Source organism: Chryseobacterium sp. 7 (assembly GCF_003663845.1).
Classification (GTDB): domain Bacteria; phylum Bacteroidota; class Bacteroidia; order Flavobacteriales; family Weeksellaceae; genus Chryseobacterium.
Window position 1 is genome coordinate 3,953,158 of record NZ_RCCA01000001.1, and the last position, 17,238, is coordinate 3,970,395.

Genomic DNA, 17,238 nt, shown 5'->3' on the forward strand with positions numbered 1-17,238 from the left:
ATCACAATACGCATTCAAATGCCGTTAAGCCTTGCAGAAATGGCCATTCATGCTGCATGCATATACTATCAGACCACCCCTGAAGAATTATTTGGGAAAAGTCCTAATCATGAGCATTCAGAAAGAAAATCACTCGTCTATCATTTGTTAAAAACAGAATGCAATATGACAGTCCCGGAAATTGCACGAATAGCAGGCACCAGCCGACAATATGTGAGCTATATGCTCGATCGTGTAGATATCCGCTCAAGATTGTATTTGTCAAATGCTTGCCACTACAAAAATATACACCATATTTTCACAACTTTACAGAAAGAACAAAAAAAATGGATGGACCAGAATTCACAATAGAACAGTATTACGCCTTGAATAAGAGTATCGCACAGGGAACCTTAACTGTTACCTATGGTGATAAAACCGTTACCTACCGCAGCCTTGATGAGATGCTCAGAATCAGAAATCTCATGGGCGCAGAATTGGGGCTTATTAAAAAAGACAATGGCCGAAAAGTAGGAGTCTTTAGTAAAAACTGGAAAAAATGTCCTTAGAATTAAATTTACTCGATAAAGTAGTTTCTTATTTAAGTCCGCAGTGGGGACTAAAAAGAATACAGCGGCGTAATGCAATGGATATACTTCAAAGAGGGTATGAAGGGGCACGAAAAGACCGCCGTACCAAAGGGTGGAATGTGAATGATTTTGAACAGGCCGCAAAAGTAGCCGAAATTAAAACCCTGAAAAACAGAAGCAGGGACCTCTACCGAAACAATCCCTATTCTTTCCGGGCTCATAATTCCATAGCTAACAATACGACCGGTACGGGCATTGTGCCGGCCATTAAAAATGAGCTGCTAAAAAAAATCTGGAAGGAGTGGGCCCATCAGACCTCAGTGGATTTTGACGCCAATTGTAATTTTTACGGATTACAGAATCTATGCATGAGAACACTCTCTATGCATGGTTCAGTACTCATCTTAAGAATTAAAACCAATAATAAAGAACATATTCCATTAGAACTCAAGGTGGTTTCCACTAAATTTTTAGACCTCTCAAAAGATACCATAAAAACTTCCACCGGGTCATATATTTCCGGGGAATTGAGTTCGCCGCCAGCGGAAAAAGGAAAGGATACTGGATTTACGATAAAGATCCGGAGCTGGAATATTCTAAAAGTACATTTTGGAAAGATCAGGATGTGATCCATCTTTTTTTTCAGGATGAACCCGGTCAGATCCATGGGGTTCCCTTTGGCTCTCCCTCCATGATGAGCTTAAGAGATTTTGACGATTATTCGGATGCGCAGCTGGTAAGACAAAAGATCGCCTCCTGCTTCTCCATATTCATCACCAAGACAGATGCTGAAATGATCGGGGCAGACACCCAGGATTATGAAGAGTTTGACAGGGTGGAACCAGGGCTCATTCAGACCTTAGAGCCAGGCAAATCGGTCACTTTTGCTTCCCCTCCTCCCGCAGACGGGTATGGCGAATATTCCAAAAACGTCCTTACAGGTATTTCAGCAGGCTACGGCATAAGCTATGAAGCCATGACAGGAGATTTAAGCCATGTCAATTACTCCAGCGGACGCATGGGGTGGTTAGAATACCAAAGAATGATTGAGACATGGCAGAATTTTATTCTCATCCCTAAATTATGCGCGAAAGTATGGCTTTGGTTTGTAGAGGCAGGAAATTTATTAGGCATTCTTCCCAAAGACACGCCTAAAACAGTGGAATGGACCGCCCCGGGTAGAATGATGATTGACCCTGTAAAAGAAGTGAACGGACTTTTAGCACAGGTAAGAGCCGGATTTATGAGCTGGCAGGAAGCCGTAAGACTTTTAGGCTATGCCCCGGAAGAAATTCTGGAAGAGATGAAAATTTCTAAAGAATTATTTGACAAGGCAGGCCTTCACCCAAAATCAGATCCCCGATATGATGCGGTAAATCTAAAAAATCAGAGTAATGATACAGGTAACAATAGCACACAGCAGTAATGGCTTAGCTCTTTTGCAGAGACAATTAGAGGACAGAAATCTTAAGAAAGCCAGCACAAGGGCCCTAAATAAAGCAATTGCAACAGGCAACACCCTTTACAGGCGAATGATTTCTGAATATTATAACATCAAACCTATTGATATCAGAAATTCTATTGTGCTGAAAAAAGCAACCTATTCACAGAATGAGGCCTCTATCTCAGGGAATTTCAAACCCCTGAGCTTATCCAGGTTTAATCCGCAGTTTGTTAATGGCCGAAGTGTTATTTCTATTCGCTCGGTGAGAAATAAAGAAACAGGAAGAAGAACTTTACAGCAAACAGCCCGAAATGCAAGGAAAAACGAGCAAGCCGGTGGAGGCGTTTCTATTGAGATCAAAAAAGGAAGCAGAAAAGTCATCCCTTATGCTTTCTTAACGAAATCACAGGCCAATACCGGGGTTGAAAAGCAGATTTTTGCCAGAGGAAAATACGCCGGAGGAAAATTCCAGAAAGCAAAAGAAAGATTCCCCATTACAGCCATGAAAACCACTTCTGTTTTCGGGATTTTGACTCATGACCCTATTCAAAGAAAAATAGAAACAGAATCTAAAGAAACCCTGCAAAGAGAGTTTGAAAGACAAATTTATTTATTAACAAGAAGATAACATCCTGAAACGGCACTGCTCAAAAGGAAATCAGACACTCTCTTAAGTGTTTTTTGTCAAATATTTAGCAAAGATACTATGGAATCCAATCCTTTGCTTTGTATTATGAAAAAGGCAAAAGTTTCCTTATCCTACGTCAGGGCTTCAATACCCGAGAACAGCTTTAATGAAAAGAACAACACCATTGAGGTGGTTTTCGCTACAGAAACTCCAGTAAAAAGATATGACTGGAATGAAGGATGCTATTTCAATGAAGTTCTCGAGATTTCCAAAGATGCCATCAATTTTGAAAGACTCAATAGAGGCCTTTCTGTTTTGAACTCCCATCAATCCTATGGACTGGAAAATATTCTGGGCGTGGTAGAGTCAGCCTGGATCGATGAAAACACCAAAGAAGCCAAAGCCATTATCAGACTTTCCAGCACGGAAAAAGATGCAGATATCATTTCTAAAATCAAACAGGGCATCATCCGTCATATGAGCGTTGGCTACAAGGTAGATCAGTACACCGTTAAAAAAAATGGCAAAGAAATTCCCGAGTACAGGGCCACACGCTGGACTCCCAATGAATTATCACTGGTACCCGTTCCGGCAGACTTTAATTCCGGAATACGATCTCAGCAAAAAGAAGAACATTTTAATTTAATTACGATAATGGACCAAGATAATATCCCGGCGGATGAAGTCCCAACACCGCCAAAAGTTCAGAATACACCCACACCTGAACCCAAAGTAAATGAATCAGAGGTAAGAGCAGAGGCTGTTGCCCAGGAAAGACAAAGAGCAATGGATATTTCAGAGGTCTGCCAGCGGGCAGGCTTAGAAACATCCTTCGCAGATTCACTCATCAAAAACGGCACCTCATTACATGATGCCAGAGCACTGATCATCGATGAAGTAGCCAAAAGAGCCAATCCGGCGCCCGTAGCAACTCCCCCGCCAGCAGAAGTGACGCAAGATGAATCCGAGAAAAAAAGAATCTCGATGGTAGAGGGAATTGTTGCAAGAGCGATTCCCGGATCTATAGACCTTAACGGAAACGAAAAAGCGCTACAGTTCAGAAACATGAGACTTCTCGATATAGCCAAAGACCGATTAACAGCAGCGGGTGAAAACTTCTCGATGTTAAGTGAACAGGAAGTGGTAAAAAGAGCATGGGCTACCACAGACTTCCCCACCCTCTTATCCCTGGCCTTTGACAGATCCCTCAGAAGATTCTATGAAGGCTACGCCGATGAGTGGAGATTCATCGCAAGGCAGGAAAACGCTACCGATTTCAGAGAAAAAACAGGTATCAAAGTCGATGGTGCCGTGTCTTTTGATGAAATTCCCGAAGGAGGAGAATACAAAGAAAGCAATATTCTACAGGCAGAAGAAGCAAAGATTAAGCTTAAAAAATTCGGAAGAAAATACAGCATCAGCGATATTGCTATTATCAATGATGATTTGAGTGTCTTCAGCAGACTGCCACAAATTATGGCACTCGGAGCCCAGCAATTCCAAAGTGATCTGGTTTGGTCCAATATCACCGATAACAAAAATGCACCGGACGGAAAGGCTTTATTTCATGCTGACCATAAAAATTACGATGCCACAGGAGCCGCTCTCACCACCGATGCATTAAGCATCGCAAGAACCGCCATGAGAAGGCAAAAATCCCCCGCAGGATTAAAGTTAGGCATTAAACCCCAGTATCTGTTAGTACCCCCGGAATTACAGACCACCGCAGAAAGACTCGTATCAGCAGTACTAGCTACCGAAACCGGAAATGTTAACGTTTTCGCAGGACAGCTGAGGGTCATGGTAAGCGATCAGCTCGAAGATCCCAAAGCATGGTACCTCCTGGCAGATCCTTCAGCCATTTCAGCAGACGGCATCGTGTACGCTTACCTCAATGGTCAGGGTGGACTTAAAACAGAATCAAGAGTCAACTGGGATACCGATGCCCTGGAAGTAAAAGGATCCATGGCTTTTGCCACCGCCGTATGGGGATGGGAAGGATGGTATAAAAACAAAGGAAAATAATTTTTTTTCTAAAAATTACAATTAAACATGAAAAATTATATCGAAAAAGGAGAGTTTCTCCACACTGTTTTAGAAGATACTGTAAAAGGAGGTGATCTGGTCATCAAAGAAGACACCATAGGGGTAGCCGTTTCAGATGGGAACGGAGTGGATTTATGCGCTGTAGCCGTTGAGGGCGTCTTTGAACTTCCTAAAGCTACAGCGGTCGCTTTGAACCAGGGGAAAAAAGCATATTTTATTTCTGCTGACAAAACCGTTACCGGCGTGGCTTCAGGCAATACACTCATCGGCTACGTTTGGGAAACGGCCGATGCCACTAACCCTGTAGTAAGAGTGAAAATTGGATAATGTATTCGACACCTTCAAGGCTCTGACATTCGATGTCATAGCAACGACGATGGGATATGATGCCCAGTGCAGAGGAATCACAGCAAGAGTACTTTTCAACCATCCCAGTGAAAATGAAAAGCTCTCCGAACATAACTATGATTATGACCGTCCTACTTTAGAATTTAAAGTGAATGACTGGGAAGGAATCCGGGAAGCGATTGAGCGAAAAGAAGATGTTCTGATCACCCTCAGAGGAAAAGAATATTACGCTATGAAAATCATAGGCGATGATCGTATCGCCCACGATGGAGACACCTATAAAGTATTACTGGAAGAAGCATAATGAATTACCAGGCAGTAGAATCAGAAATCGTCCATCAGATGCAGGCCAATACTGATTTATCTGCAATAGCAGATATTACAGTACTTCCGGAAGATATCGCCCAATACAAAATACCGGTTGTGAATGGTTTAGTGACCGTTGTTTTTATGAGTGAAACCTTTGATAAAAATCAAAGTATCGGCCCCATATCACAGCACAGCACCGCTACCTTTACCATCAGCATTCAATCCAGAAGATTAAGAGGTCCAAAAGGAGTGTACGTCATTTCAGAACTCATCAAGCAGTCCTTGATGGGGTTTACCCCTACAGATTGCGGAGCGGTTTCTTTAGGGGATTTTGCTTATGTAAACTACCAGAATGATGTCTGGGAATATTCCCTGTCGGTTGCATGCAGATCACTCAGAACACAAATCCTCCCCCACTCTGTTGATCCTCCGCTAACGGATCAACCGGTATATGATCAACCCCAATAATGACATATGAAAAAGTACATCTATAAAGGTCTTGTTAAAACGACACTTGGCGGCTATATTGTTGTTCCAGGCTCAGTCATTGAGCTCCCAGAAAAAGACGAAAGAGTAAAAAGTCTCTTGGCACAGGGACTTTTAGAATTAGTAGAAACCAAAAAACAAACAAAATAATATGGCAGCAAATTATCTGCACGGGGTAGAAACACTCGAACTGAAACAGGGCACCAGAACCATACAGGTGGTCAAATCGGCCGTAATAGGTCTGGTGGGTACTGCCCCTTCGGGTGAAAAAAACACCCCTATTCTGGTGAATTCAGAGAAAGATGCCGCGCAATTTGGAAGTACAATATCCGGATTTTCTATTCCCACGGCTTTAGAGGCTATTTTCAACCAGGGAGCCGGAACAGTCATCGTGGTCAATGTTTTTGATCAGACCAGGCATACCACACCGGTAACCGATGAGTCGTTGAAAGTAGAAGACAGAGCCCTGAAATTAACCTACCCTCCCCTGGATACGGTCATCATAAAAGATGCTGACGGAAACCCCGCAGACTATGTGCGGGATATCGATTACAGCATCGATCCTTTTGGAAACTTCAAGGCATTGACTCCCCGTATTGCAGATGGAATATTTATCAAATTTTCCTACAAAAGACTCGATGAAACTAAAATTACGGCCGGCGATATCATCGGGGAGATCAACCCCGCAACAGACCAGAGAACCGGACTCAAATGCCTGGAACTTGCTTACAATCTTTTCGGGTTTTCTCCAAAAATTATCATTACCCCTACCTTTTCAGACGACAGTGCCGTGGCTGCTGAACTGATTTCCACCGCTGAAAAAATGCGTGCCATCTGCTATCTGGATGCCCCCTATGCCACGACCGTGCAACAAGCCATTGAAGGCAGAGGACCAGGGGGAACCATCAACTTTAACACCTCCAGTAGTAGAGCACAGCTCCTGTATCCCATGCTCAAAACCTATAACGTACAAGCCAATTCAGAGGAATTATTTCCTTATTCAGCCTTCCTGGCAGGGGTGAGAGCTAAAGTGGATCATCAAGAAGGCTATTGGGTCTCGGAGTCCAACCATGAAATTAAAGGAATTACAGGAATTGAAAGAGAGATCAGTGCCGGTATCTCCAATAGCAACAGCGATGCCAATCTTTTGAATGAAAAAGGAATTACTACCGTATTTAATTCCTATGGCATCGGGTACAGAACATGGGGAAACAGAAGCGCAGCATTTCCTACAGGTACAAGTCCTGATAACTTTATCGCCGTAAGGAGAACAGCCGATGTCATTAATGAAAGTATTGAACAGGCATGCCTGCAATTTGTAGACCAGCCCATCACTCAGGGATGGATTGACTCCGTCAGGGAAACCGTGAACGCCTTCTTAAGAACACTACAGGGACGAGGAGCCATCATAGACGGGGTATGTAAATATTTGCAAGAAGATAATCCCCCAACACAGCTGGCGCAGGGACATGTTACATTCTATGTGGACTTTATGCCGCCTACTCCGGCCGAGAGAATTTCTTTTACTTCCCTGATCAACATTAATTATCTAAGCTCTTTAAAATAATATAAAATGGCTCAAAAAATCAAAATCGGAAGACTCACCAACGCCAATATATATGTGGATGGAGGGAGCCTTTTGGGGCGTGTTGAAGAATTTCAATGCCCGACCCTTACTTTCAAGCAGTCTGAACATAAAGCCCTGGGAATGAATGGTACCATAGAATACTATTCCGGCATCGATAAAATGGAAGGCTCCATGAAATGGACCTCTTATTATCCTGAATTTTTAAAGAAAATGGCCAATCCATTTAAGGCCGTAAGAATTCAGGTAAGGGGAAGTTTGGAAGAATACCAGGGCGGAGAAAGAATAGCACAGACTCCTGCTGTTGTTTTCCTTACCATTCAACCAAAGAATTTTCCCCTCGGAAATTTCCAGCAGCATGATAATGTCGAACTTTCCACAAACTATGGATGTACCTATGTCAGACTGGAAATTGGAGGAGAAGTCATTACGGAAGTAGATGTAGAAGCCAATATCTTTAAAGTCGATGGAGAAGATCTGTTAGCAGCGTATAGACAAAATCTGGGAATTTAATCCTTTTTTTATCGCGTAATAATAAAATTAAACACACAAAACCCACTAAAATTACGATTCAGTCCGTTAAAAACATTTAGAGCCTGTTTAAATTTTCTACTCAAATTTAAACAGGCTCCTTCAAGTTCATTGTTGTTATGAACCTTGAATTCCATTTTCTGATCTTTGTATTGTTTGGTGTCGTCTTTTAGGCTGACCGTTATCTCACGCTTGGCGTTCTGTCTTTCCGTTGTTTGTACTCGTCATTTGTTTCCTTTTGCTCTGTTGTGTGTCTTGCATAACATTTGGCAATTTTTCGTGTTAGTTGCACCGCCTTTACTCCAAGCTGTTACGTGGTCTGCGTCCATCTCTGCGAGTTTCCAAATTTTAGTTTTATTGCTGTCATGTCCTAATGCACATAATGGGCAATTTGAAACACTCTTTTTCTCTGCTTCTGCTGTCTGAATAGTATAAACAGATTTTTTTGTCGCATCGTTAAAAACCCGAATTGCTAAAAGTTTGGTATCTGTTGAACCGCCAAGAACATACTCAAAAATCCCTTTATGATTTTCCACATAGGGGTCAGCATAAAGTGTTTTAACTTTTTCGGAAACTTCTTGTGGGTTGTATGGTTGCTTTTTGTAGGTTTCAAAAAGTCGTCCCCATTCAAGTCCACGCATTTCACTTTCTACGTCTATAAATACAGTTGAAACCCAGTCAATAACGCTATTAAAATAAGTTTTTAACTCGTTTATGTCAGTGTCATAACGGTGTTTGCTCATATAACCGCCTATATTCCCTTTGCTTACCCAGTCAAGTGCTCTTTCTAAAAACTCTTGTCTGTTTGCACTACCCGAAACGTAAGCACTCCATTTTTGAATATTGGCATTTTGTGTGTTACTAAATTCTTCCTTGCCAAGTGTTACGAAAGGGCCAGAATAAACAGCATTTAGTAATTCTTGATTGTTAAGTGGAACACCAGTAATATTGATTGTCCTAAACCATTCTTTAATTTCACTTTCAGTTCCTTCGCACTCGTAAATTAAAAGTTCTGTATTCAATATTTTTTCTTGCTTGTCCTTTGCAATACCTCCAAAATATTGCTCCATTCCGCTCTCGTCTTTGATTGCAAATTTGTTAGTTACAAATCTGCCAAAACTTGTAATGCGTTGTTGGCCATCTAAAACTTCAAACTTGTCTGCACTTAATGTATTGAAATAGATTAGTCCTAATGGATAACCTTTTAAAATGCTTTCAATTACTGCAACATCTCTTTTGCCGTCTGCATAAATATAATTACGTTGATACTCCGGCTGAATTGTCAGTTTGCCTGACAAACCAAACAGTCCTTTGCCTTCAAGTTCGTTGTAAACAAAGCCATCGCAAATGGCTTTTACTGTTATATCTGTTCTAAGAGTAGTTTTCATTTACTTTTTATGTTTTATTAAAACTCTTGCGTAGGGAACTTCAACTACACCATCCAAAATCATATATAAATCCCCATCAACTGCACCACGCTTCTGAATTTCCTTTCTGTATTTTTTATGTTCAGTTTTATACGGTTGAACTCCGACTTCCAACCCTGAATTTGAAATACCTAAACCAATAATATCAAATTGATCGGGGTTATACTTATTTAAGAAACTGATAGGAACACCCATTGCACCATCGTAATCGCTTGGTATTGCATCAGTAAAGGGAACATCAATAGCATCAAAGTTTTCATATTTCTGATATTCTTTCCCTTTTACTTCTTTGTGTTTGCTGAATTTTATATTGTCTTGTTTAGTCATTAAAGGTAAAGGATCGTGTCGCCTGCCGTGGTCAAGATTTGTGTACCAACCAGTACCAGCAACACTTATCATTTTCTTACCATCACTACTTATTTCAACTTCTGTTCCGCTCAATTCATAGTCATCTGGAACAAAAAAAGTCATATTCTTACCGTTTATTCTTTGATTGAACCTAACTCCAGTCCATAGTTTATTTTGCTTTATAAGTGAAAAAATATCTTTGTAAGTTATAGCATTCATATTACCGATGATAACAAAATTCTTTTCAGCCTCAATAATCCAAGCAACAAATTCACGGAATAATGAGAAAGGAGGATTGGTAATTATTATGTCCGCCTCATTTCTAAGTTTTTTAATTTCTTCACTTCTAAAATCACCATCACCTTTTAAGTAAGACCACTCCAAATCATTAACATCAATTTTCCCATCGCCTGATTTGTCACGTGTTAAAGTGAAAATTTTACCATTTTGCTTTGTTTTATATTCGTCAAACTGTGGGTCGTTTACTTCAAAAAGTGTCGGTTGATAGTTGTTTTTGATCTTTTTACTTTCAGGTGCGTAACTCGTGCTAATTAGTTTTTTAAGTCCGAAGCGTTCAAAATTTTGAGCAAAGAACTTTGTGAAGTTGCTCCATTCAGGATCGTCACAAGGTAACAATATGGTTTTACCCTTAAAAACTTTGGGATTATATTCAAGGTAGGCAGACATTTCTTTTTCAATATCATGGTATTGAGTATAAAACTCATCCATTTTTGCCTTATTCGCATTCCTTAAATTTTTATTCTTTGCTGTATTCGCCATTTCTATTTATCTCGTCTTTATATTTTTAATGTCGGTTCTGTCTTGCGGTGTCGTTTTTACGCTTGCCTGTAATAACGTTTCGAAGCTTTATTAAGCAACTGATTTTAACCCACTTAATTTCATTTAACACTAACTTCATTTGAAAACCAAATGTTCAATTTAGCATTGAACCCGCCATTTTGCCAAACTGCTATTAGCCGATGTTATTCTTTAAAATAATTTCTTTGACGTGTTTTATGTTATAAGTTATTACTATTCCAGAATTTTCAAGGTATTTAATTTCCCCTAATGGTGTGTCAGTAAAATTAGTTTGGGGTAAGTAGCCAGAAACAACACTAGTTAATACCATTTTATTTGTTGAGTTTTCATAGTAACCAACAGGTCCTCCAGAAAATCCTGGATTGTTATGACCATCTAATAACATAATCGAACTACCATTTGGTTCATGAATATATCCAGAAACAATACATTTTTTGACAAGTGGAATAGGAAAGTTTGTTTTATTTGTAAAACTTTGATTTAAATTGTAAGGAAAACCTAGAAAGAAAATGTCACCACCAATAACTATATCCTCATCTAACAAAAAAGGAATGTCTTGAACGACTTTTTGTTGTAATTTAAATACAGCAATATCAACCCCTGATATTTCTGAAATATTTATATTTAAGGAAAATTCAATAAAACCATTATCAGTACGTATTTTGAAGTTTTTAATTTCTCCATTTTTTGCATTTGGAAATAAATGTTTTGCTGTAATTAGAAATTGGTTATTATTCCATGTAATTATGAAACATGTCCCTACTGAAGTTTCAAAAATAATATTAAATGTGTTCGTAAAAAATCCTAAAGGTATTGATTTTTCCATAGTTTTTTTTTATAATGTTGTCTAACTCTTTTATACTCGCTATAAACTAGCGACTATACATCTTAGTTGTGATGAATAGTCGCTACCAAGTAGCTAATTTTTATCAAAAATACTTTTTTTTTATTTTCCTACAAGTCATCAAACGGATTTTTATTTGTTGAATACTTTTAGAGCCTGTTTAAATTTTAGTGGAAAATTTTGTTAAAGCATTTCCGTGAACTTCCTACAAAATCCATTCAGGAGAAACCTGTCAAATATTTGGCAAGTTTTTTTTCTGCTTTCTTTCCTAGTTTTGAGCTTTAAACAAAGTATTATGAATAAAGAAATTTTCCCAACAGAGCCCAGCGAAGATGGCTTTTTCTACCAAAGTGAAGAGGAGAAAAACAGCGGCATATTAACCCGGAAATACGACAACGGAAGTGAAGTAAAACACCTTGAACTCAAGGATGGCCGAAAAGCTTCGGTGAGAAAGCTCAAAGGCCGGGATTTTGTCGAAACCAAGAAAAGAATGCAAAATGATCCTGCCGGTGATTTTGAAACCATCAATATGAGTGTAGCCACCACCATAGAGGGAAAACAGCAGCCCCCGGAATTTTATCTCGATGATCTCTTCCAGGATGATTATGCAAAACTCATGATCGCGTTTTCCTCATTAAATTTTTAATAGGGCTCAGGGAAATAGCCTTTACAGCGCACTTCTATGGCATATCACCATTAGAGGTAGAACAGTGGTACAGCCGTGAGATATACCTTTATTATAGAGAAGCGGTAGCCATTCATAATACCTTAAACTCTATCGAAGAATGAATCATGCAGCTACCGCCGTAACCCTTTTACTCAGAGCCGATATTTCAGGCGCAGAGTCCGCCATCAGACAACTTGACAGATCTTTCTCCGGCACATTAAGCAGAATCAATGCACAGGGACAATCCTTGATCAATAGGGGGAAGAAAATGCAGGAGGCAGGCCTTTCCAACATGGCTGGAGGTGCTGCCATGCTCGCTCCATTAGGTTTAGCCGTAAAACAGGCCATAGAATTAGAATCAAAAATTGCCGATGTGGCCAAGGTAACCAATGATGATTTTGGAAGTAAAGGGTTTACTGAATTAACCAATAATGCCATCGCTGTTTCTAATCTATACGGAGGGGCTGCTACCAGTGTAGCAGAACTCATGGCCGAATTGGCAGCAGGAGGCGTGGCCAAAAAAGAAATTGATGGAGTGGCAAGGTCTGCCAGTAAGATTTCTTTCGCCTTTGACATGGCAGCAGGGGAGGCAGCCAAAGGCTATATGGTCATTAAAAATGCCATGGGCATTACCCTAAAAGAAACCGATGCCGTAATGGATGCCATGAACGCCGCCACCAACAAATTTGGCGGTAAAGCTTCCAATCTGGTGACTTTTATGGCCAAGGGCGGAGCCTCTGTAGCCAGTACATTAAAAGTTTCAGGAACTCATATGCAGGCCTTCGGGAATGCCCTGCAGGTTGTAGGACAAAGCGGCGAAGAGTCCGCAACCATCATGAAAAGATTCCAAAAAGCCATCATGGGAAATAAGGAGCTCAGCGCGATGTTTGTTAAAGCAGGCGGCGGAGCAAAAGGACTCATCGCTATTTTGGAAAAAGCAAAAGCCAGCGGTAATGCCTTTAGCTGGCTCAATAAAAGAGATGTCGGTGAATACAGTAACGCGGTAGCTCAATTAGCTGCCAATATGGATACAGCAACCGGAGTCAGAAACCAGCTTAACTTTCTCTCTAAAAATTCCAATGTGACAGGTAGTGTTCAAAATGAAGCCCAGAACCGCTTAAAAACAACAGGTGCACAATTGGAAATCCTAAAGCAGCAAACCATCAATGCCGGTATTAAAATAGGAGGCGCTTTATTACCCTCCCTAATGAAGCTGGCTCAGGCTGCAAAACCACTCATAGACAACCTTTCTAAATGGATAACAGAAAATCCTAAATTAGTGGAGGGTATTGTAAAAATCATTGCAGCCATTGCCGCTCTAAAGATAGGAGTCGGCGCCTTACAATTTGGACTTGGAAGTACGATCACCACGATAGGAAAATTTATCACTGGCGGAAGTAAGGCACTAAGTGCCATTTCTAAGTTTTCCTCAACAATAGGACCGCACATCGGTAAAACTTTCACAGTAGTGGGCAGAGTTTTTACCAGTATAGGCCCCGCCGCCATAAAAGCCGCTATGGGTCTGGGAAAAGCATTCAGGTTTATTGGGATCGCTTTTTCCACCGTGTCAAAATTACTCATCGCAAATCCCTGGATACTCTCTCTGACCGCCATTGCAGCAGCAGCCTATCTTATTTATAAAAACTGGGATAAGATTTCCACCTGGTTTTCTAAATTATGGACCAAGGTAGCCGCTGTTTTCCGTTCCTATATTAAACTCATATCCGCTCTGCTGATCAAATTCACCCCTGCAGGACTGATCTATAAACATTGGGATAAGATAAAAGGATGGTTCTCCTCACTCTGGGGCACTCTAAAAGAACTCTTTAATAAAGGACTGGAAGGCATTAAATTTTTATTTTTGAATTTCACTCCGCAGGGGCTGATCTACAAACACTGGTCTCCCATTACTGCTTTTTTCCAGAAATTATGGGACAAGGTCAAAGAGATATTCGCTAAAGCGATCAGTTGGATAAAAAATTCTGCGATAGGCCCATTAATCAGTAAGATGTTAAGTGGCCTGCAAGGAGCCGTGAGCAGTACCCGTTCCGCTCTTGATTACGCCTCAAAAAATTCTCTGGACGCAACAATTAATCATGTGGGAGGCACTAAAGCGCTCCCTCAACCCAAATCGTATGCCCGAAATCTAAACAGCAGCATGAGCTTCGCACCGGTGATTAATATAAGCGGCAGTATGGATCAGCCGACCCAACAAAAACTGACCGCCCAGATGCGAAGGGATTTTGAAAAGCAAATGGCAGACTACAGTCACGGACAAAAAAGAAAAGGATTCGAATGATATTTCAATTAGGCAATAAAGAATTTTCAGGCCTCTACGCCCCGGAAGCATGGTCTTATTCCGGAAATGAGGCTGTGCTTTCCCAGTATGATTTGATAGGCTCCAAGCCAAGGCTACAATTGGGGAGTGAAACCCTGGAAGAATTATCCCTACAGCTCACTTTAAGAGCGGATTTCTGCAATATCAATCAGGAATTACAGGATTTTGAAACATGGAAAAGCACAGGAGAAATATTACCCCTGATATTAGGCAATGGGGAGTATATCAACGATTTTGTACTCAAGTCCGCAGTGAAAACCATCTCGCAGACTTTCAGCGATGGATCCCCTATTGAGATTCAGGTTTCTCTGTCTCTTTTGGAAGTAGCTAATGATCCTGATAAGAAAAAAATCAATGCAAGGAAAAATGCACGGGCTGTTGGTGATAAACAGCAGATCAATACACTTCCTCCACAGCCCAAAACCTCAGAAGCACAGGCCCATAAAGCACTCATGGATGCCCAGTTAAAAGCATGGCAGGCCGCTGAAACAGCCAATCAAACCCTCCAAGTGGACAATCCCGCTTCTTTATTTGACAAAGTTAAAAACACTCTCGATCAGGCGCAGAATAACATGACCAAAGCAATCGATGCTATTTCTGAGGCGCAGCAGCAGATCCATAATGCAGCCGGTATTATTTCAGCCCTTAAAGAGTCTATGGCTCAGCTCACAGAGATTAAAACGGTAATGAAAGAACCTTTCAGAACACAAGACGTAAAGGCTGCTGTTTTGAATGCACAAAACGGAATCAGGGCGGTTAATACCGCTTCTACCGTATTCACTAATGATATTATTCTAAGAAAAATATAATAGCCGATACGATTCAATATATCACGCAAGATGGAGAGAGATGGGATTCCATTTCCTGGAAAATGTATGGAACCGTGAGAGAAATTCCACGATTAATTTCTGCTAATCCCCAGGTGCCCATTTCTGAAAGACTAAAAGCAGGGACTGTGCTGGAGGTTCCAGTATTGGAAAGTTACAACCTAAAAACCGAAAAAGACCAATTACCACCATGGAAACGCTAGATCAGATATACATCAAAGTCCTTTATAATGGTAAAAACATTACCGCAGATGTAAGCAAAAGCCTCATGTCTTTGGGGTATACAGATCATATGTCCGAGGCAGATACTCTGGACATTACCCTGGAGGATTCTGAGTGTAAATGGCAGAGTGAGTGGTATCCCGAGAAAGGTGCAAAGATCACTGCTCAAATCGGTATTGCAGGAGGTGAAGTCTTAGATTGCGGAATCTTTGAAATTGATGAGATTGAATTGTACGGCAGCCCCGATGCAGTCAATATACGCTGTATCGCAGCCGGATTTAAACAGGGACAGAAAAGAACCCTAAAAAGCCATGTTCACGAAAAGAAAACCCTTTCTCAGATCGTGCATACCATCGCAGCAGATCTAGGGTTAAAAGTCATTGGCAATGTGAGCCAGGTAAAAGTAGAGAGGCTCGTTCAGCAGAAAAAAGGCAATCTGACCACGCTCAAAAAACTCGCTTCCAGATACGGCTATACCTTCAATGTCAGGGATCAGAATTTAATTTTTATTAAAAACGAAGAATTGGAGGGTAAACAGGCCGTAGCCTATTTCGATAAAACGGATCTAATCAGCTTCTCTTTAACGGATAGAACTTTTGGCACCTATAGCTCCGCATCTATCAGGTTTCACAATCCGGAAGCAGGATCCATTATTGAGTATAAGACCTCAGAGGGAGGACTCCCCAATTCAGATGATGTCCTACATTTAGAACAGAGCGTAGATAGTATCGAGCAGGCACAGCAGATCACAAAATCAGCCCTCCGGGAAGCTAATAAAATGCAGCAATCAGGAAATATTGCCCTTCCCGGATCTGTGGTTCTGATAAGCGGCAATATCATTTCCCTGCATCGCCTGGGAAGACTTTCCGGGGATTATCTGATCAAAAGTGCTTCTCATACCTTGAGCAGTACCAGCGGCTGGCTGGTAGATGCAGAGATCTATAAAGTAGGATATAAGGAGGAGCTAGAAAAACAGACCGAAAGAAATACCCCGAAAAAAAATAAAAAAGACAGCAGCCAGTAAGTTTTAATGATAAAGCCAACTGGAGAATCCTTAAAAAATTGGCCACCACAATGCTAAAATTCGGATTTATAACAGAAATAGACCACGCTAAAGGGTGTGTCAGAGTGAACTTTGCCAGCGATCAGATCGTCAGCAATCCCCTGCCGGTATCTGTACCGGCTTCAAAAAAGGACAAATACACATTCCCATTTTCAATCAATGAGCAGGTATGGTGCCTGATGGATGAAAACTGTGAATTCGGAGTCGTGGGCGGCGCCATCTATTCCCAGAAAGATTTCCCGCCACAAGGAGCCCGTGAAGATAAGCTCATCACAGAAATGAACGATGGTACATTTAGACTGGAAATTGATAAAGCAAGCGGGAAATTCAAGATCAGCAATCCCGAAGTTAGTTTTAAGGAATTGTTTGAGGATTTAAAAATACTCATTGAAAACCTCAAAGTCAAAACATCCTCAGGACCCAGCGCAGGACTCCTGCCCGATACCATAGAGCGATTAAACCAGTTCGAACAGAAATACGAAAAAATACTATCCTGATGCCATTAGATAAAAATACATTAAAAACCGAAATTAAAGCCATTCTATCCGATATGGAAAACAAAGAAACGGACAGCAAAGAAGAATTTGCCCAAAGACTTTCAGAGGCTATTGATGCATTTGTTAAGAGCGCTACGGTTACGGTCGCTGCGGGAATTCCGGTAACAACCTCCGGCGGATCGGGCTCTACTTCAGAGCAAGGAACTGGAACCATCTCCTAAAGGCAAATATTCAGCAAAA

Annotated in this window: 22 protein-coding genes; 19 read left to right on the plus strand and 3 right to left on the minus strand. The window is 40.9% G+C overall.

Annotation, left to right across the window (positions count from 1 at the left end):
• Positions 1–18: 18 nt before the first annotated feature.
• The 12 genes from CLU97_RS18090 (at position 19) to CLU97_RS18140 (ending at position 7,928) form a co-directional block, all read left to right on the plus strand.
• Positions 19–351: a hypothetical protein gene (locus CLU97_RS18090; RefSeq protein WP_183084606.1), complete on the plus strand. Its 333-nt coding sequence runs from the start codon at positions 19–21 to the stop codon at positions 349–351.
• Positions 327–548 carry a phage head-tail joining protein gene (locus CLU97_RS18095; protein ID WP_121489172.1) on the plus strand — a complete coding sequence of 74 codons (222 nt, stop codon included), beginning with the start codon at positions 327–329 and terminating at the stop codon, positions 546–548. The genes CLU97_RS18090 and CLU97_RS18095 overlap by 25 nt, the downstream gene beginning before the upstream one ends.
• A complete protein-coding gene (locus CLU97_RS24235) occupies positions 539–1,198 on the plus strand; it encodes a phage portal protein (RefSeq protein ID WP_121489173.1) in 660 nt (219 codons plus the stop codon). Before CLU97_RS18095 ends, CLU97_RS24235 begins: the two co-directional genes overlap by 10 nt.
• The gene (locus CLU97_RS24240) at positions 1,135–1,995 is read left to right on the plus strand and encodes a phage portal protein (RefSeq protein ID WP_262690750.1); all 861 of its coding nucleotides are present in this window, start codon (positions 1,135–1,137) and stop codon (positions 1,993–1,995) included. Before CLU97_RS24235 ends, CLU97_RS24240 begins: the two co-directional genes overlap by 64 nt.
• A complete protein-coding gene (locus CLU97_RS18110) occupies positions 1,964–2,641 on the plus strand; it encodes a phage tail protein (RefSeq protein ID WP_121489175.1) in 678 nt (225 codons plus the stop codon). Before CLU97_RS24240 ends, CLU97_RS18110 begins: the two co-directional genes overlap by 32 nt.
• 105 nt (positions 2,642–2,746) lie before the next feature.
• On the plus strand, positions 2,747–4,666 hold the full coding sequence (locus tag CLU97_RS18115; protein WP_183084608.1) for a prohead protease/major capsid protein fusion protein: 1,920 nt from the start codon (positions 2,747–2,749) through the stop codon (positions 4,664–4,666).
• 27 nt (positions 4,667–4,693) lie between these two features.
• Positions 4,694–5,014, plus strand: a complete 321-nt coding sequence (locus CLU97_RS18120; protein WP_121489177.1) for a DUF2190 family protein — start codon at positions 4,694–4,696, stop codon at positions 5,012–5,014.
• The gene (locus CLU97_RS18125) at positions 5,007–5,339 is read left to right on the plus strand and encodes a hypothetical protein (protein WP_147436515.1); all 333 of its coding nucleotides are present in this window, start codon (positions 5,007–5,009) and stop codon (positions 5,337–5,339) included. Before CLU97_RS18120 ends, CLU97_RS18125 begins: the two co-directional genes overlap by 8 nt.
• Positions 5,339–5,812 (plus strand): Gp37 family protein, encoded by a 474-nt coding sequence (locus CLU97_RS18130; protein WP_121489179.1) that lies wholly within the window; start codon positions 5,339–5,341, stop codon positions 5,810–5,812. Before CLU97_RS18125 ends, CLU97_RS18130 begins: the two co-directional genes overlap by 1 nt.
• A gap of 6 nt (positions 5,813–5,818) precedes the next feature.
• The gene (locus CLU97_RS23805) at positions 5,819–5,980 is read left to right on the plus strand and encodes a hypothetical protein (protein ID WP_183084510.1); all 162 of its coding nucleotides are present in this window, start codon (positions 5,819–5,821) and stop codon (positions 5,978–5,980) included.
• A 1-nt stretch (position 5,981) separates the two neighbouring features.
• A complete protein-coding gene (locus CLU97_RS18135; protein ID WP_121489180.1) occupies positions 5,982–7,397 on the plus strand; it encodes a phage tail sheath family protein in 1,416 nt (471 codons plus the stop codon).
• A 6-nt stretch (positions 7,398–7,403) separates the two neighbouring features.
• Positions 7,404–7,928: a phage major tail tube protein gene (locus CLU97_RS18140; RefSeq protein ID WP_121489181.1), complete on the plus strand. Its 525-nt coding sequence runs from the start codon at positions 7,404–7,406 to the stop codon at positions 7,926–7,928.
• A 242-nt stretch (positions 7,929–8,170) separates the two neighbouring features.
• On the opposite strand, the gene CLU97_RS18145 is transcribed toward CLU97_RS18140, so the two are convergent.
• The 3 genes from CLU97_RS18145 to CLU97_RS18155 form a co-directional block, all read right to left on the minus strand.
• Entirely contained in the window at positions 8,171–9,334 is a 1,164-nt protein-coding gene (locus CLU97_RS18145) for an HNH endonuclease family protein (protein WP_121489182.1), read from the minus strand.
• On the minus strand, positions 9,335–10,501 hold the full coding sequence (locus CLU97_RS18150) for an adenine-specific methyltransferase EcoRI family protein (RefSeq protein ID WP_121489183.1): 1,167 nt from the start codon (positions 10,499–10,501) through the stop codon (positions 9,335–9,337).
• 193 nt (positions 10,502–10,694) lie between these two features.
• Positions 10,695–11,366, minus strand: a complete 672-nt coding sequence (locus CLU97_RS18155) for a serine protease (protein ID WP_121489184.1) — start codon at positions 11,364–11,366, stop codon at positions 10,695–10,697.
• A gap of 313 nt (positions 11,367–11,679) precedes the next feature.
• Between CLU97_RS18155 and CLU97_RS18160 the strand changes: the two genes are divergently transcribed.
• The 7 genes from CLU97_RS18160 to CLU97_RS18190 all read left to right on the plus strand — a co-directional run bounded on the left by CLU97_RS18160 (position 11,680) and on the right by CLU97_RS18190 (position 17,219).
• Positions 11,680–12,030 (plus strand): hypothetical protein, encoded by a 351-nt coding sequence (locus tag CLU97_RS18160; protein ID WP_121489185.1) that lies wholly within the window; start codon positions 11,680–11,682, stop codon positions 12,028–12,030.
• Positions 12,031–12,169: 139 nt separating this feature from the next.
• Positions 12,170–14,350, plus strand: a complete 2,181-nt coding sequence (locus tag CLU97_RS18165; RefSeq protein ID WP_121489186.1) for a phage tail tape measure protein — start codon at positions 12,170–12,172, stop codon at positions 14,348–14,350.
• On the plus strand, positions 14,347–15,198 hold the full coding sequence (locus CLU97_RS18170) for a phage tail protein (protein ID WP_121489187.1): 852 nt from the start codon (positions 14,347–14,349) through the stop codon (positions 15,196–15,198). The genes CLU97_RS18165 and CLU97_RS18170 overlap by 4 nt, the downstream gene beginning before the upstream one ends.
• Before the next feature lie 20 nt (positions 15,199–15,218).
• A complete protein-coding gene (locus CLU97_RS24415) occupies positions 15,219–15,419 on the plus strand; it encodes a tail protein X (RefSeq protein ID WP_410493428.1) in 201 nt (66 codons plus the stop codon).
• Positions 15,407–16,462 (plus strand): phage late control D family protein, encoded by a 1,056-nt coding sequence (locus tag CLU97_RS18180; protein WP_121489189.1) that lies wholly within the window; start codon positions 15,407–15,409, stop codon positions 16,460–16,462. The genes CLU97_RS24415 and CLU97_RS18180 overlap by 13 nt, the downstream gene beginning before the upstream one ends.
• A gap of 50 nt (positions 16,463–16,512) precedes the next feature.
• Positions 16,513–16,998 carry a hypothetical protein gene (locus CLU97_RS18185; protein WP_147436516.1) on the plus strand — a complete coding sequence of 162 codons (486 nt, stop codon included), beginning with the start codon at positions 16,513–16,515 and terminating at the stop codon, positions 16,996–16,998.
• A complete protein-coding gene (locus CLU97_RS18190; protein ID WP_121489191.1) occupies positions 16,998–17,219 on the plus strand; it encodes a hypothetical protein in 222 nt (73 codons plus the stop codon). Before CLU97_RS18185 ends, CLU97_RS18190 begins: the two co-directional genes overlap by 1 nt.
• Positions 17,220–17,238: the final 19 nt, after the last annotated feature.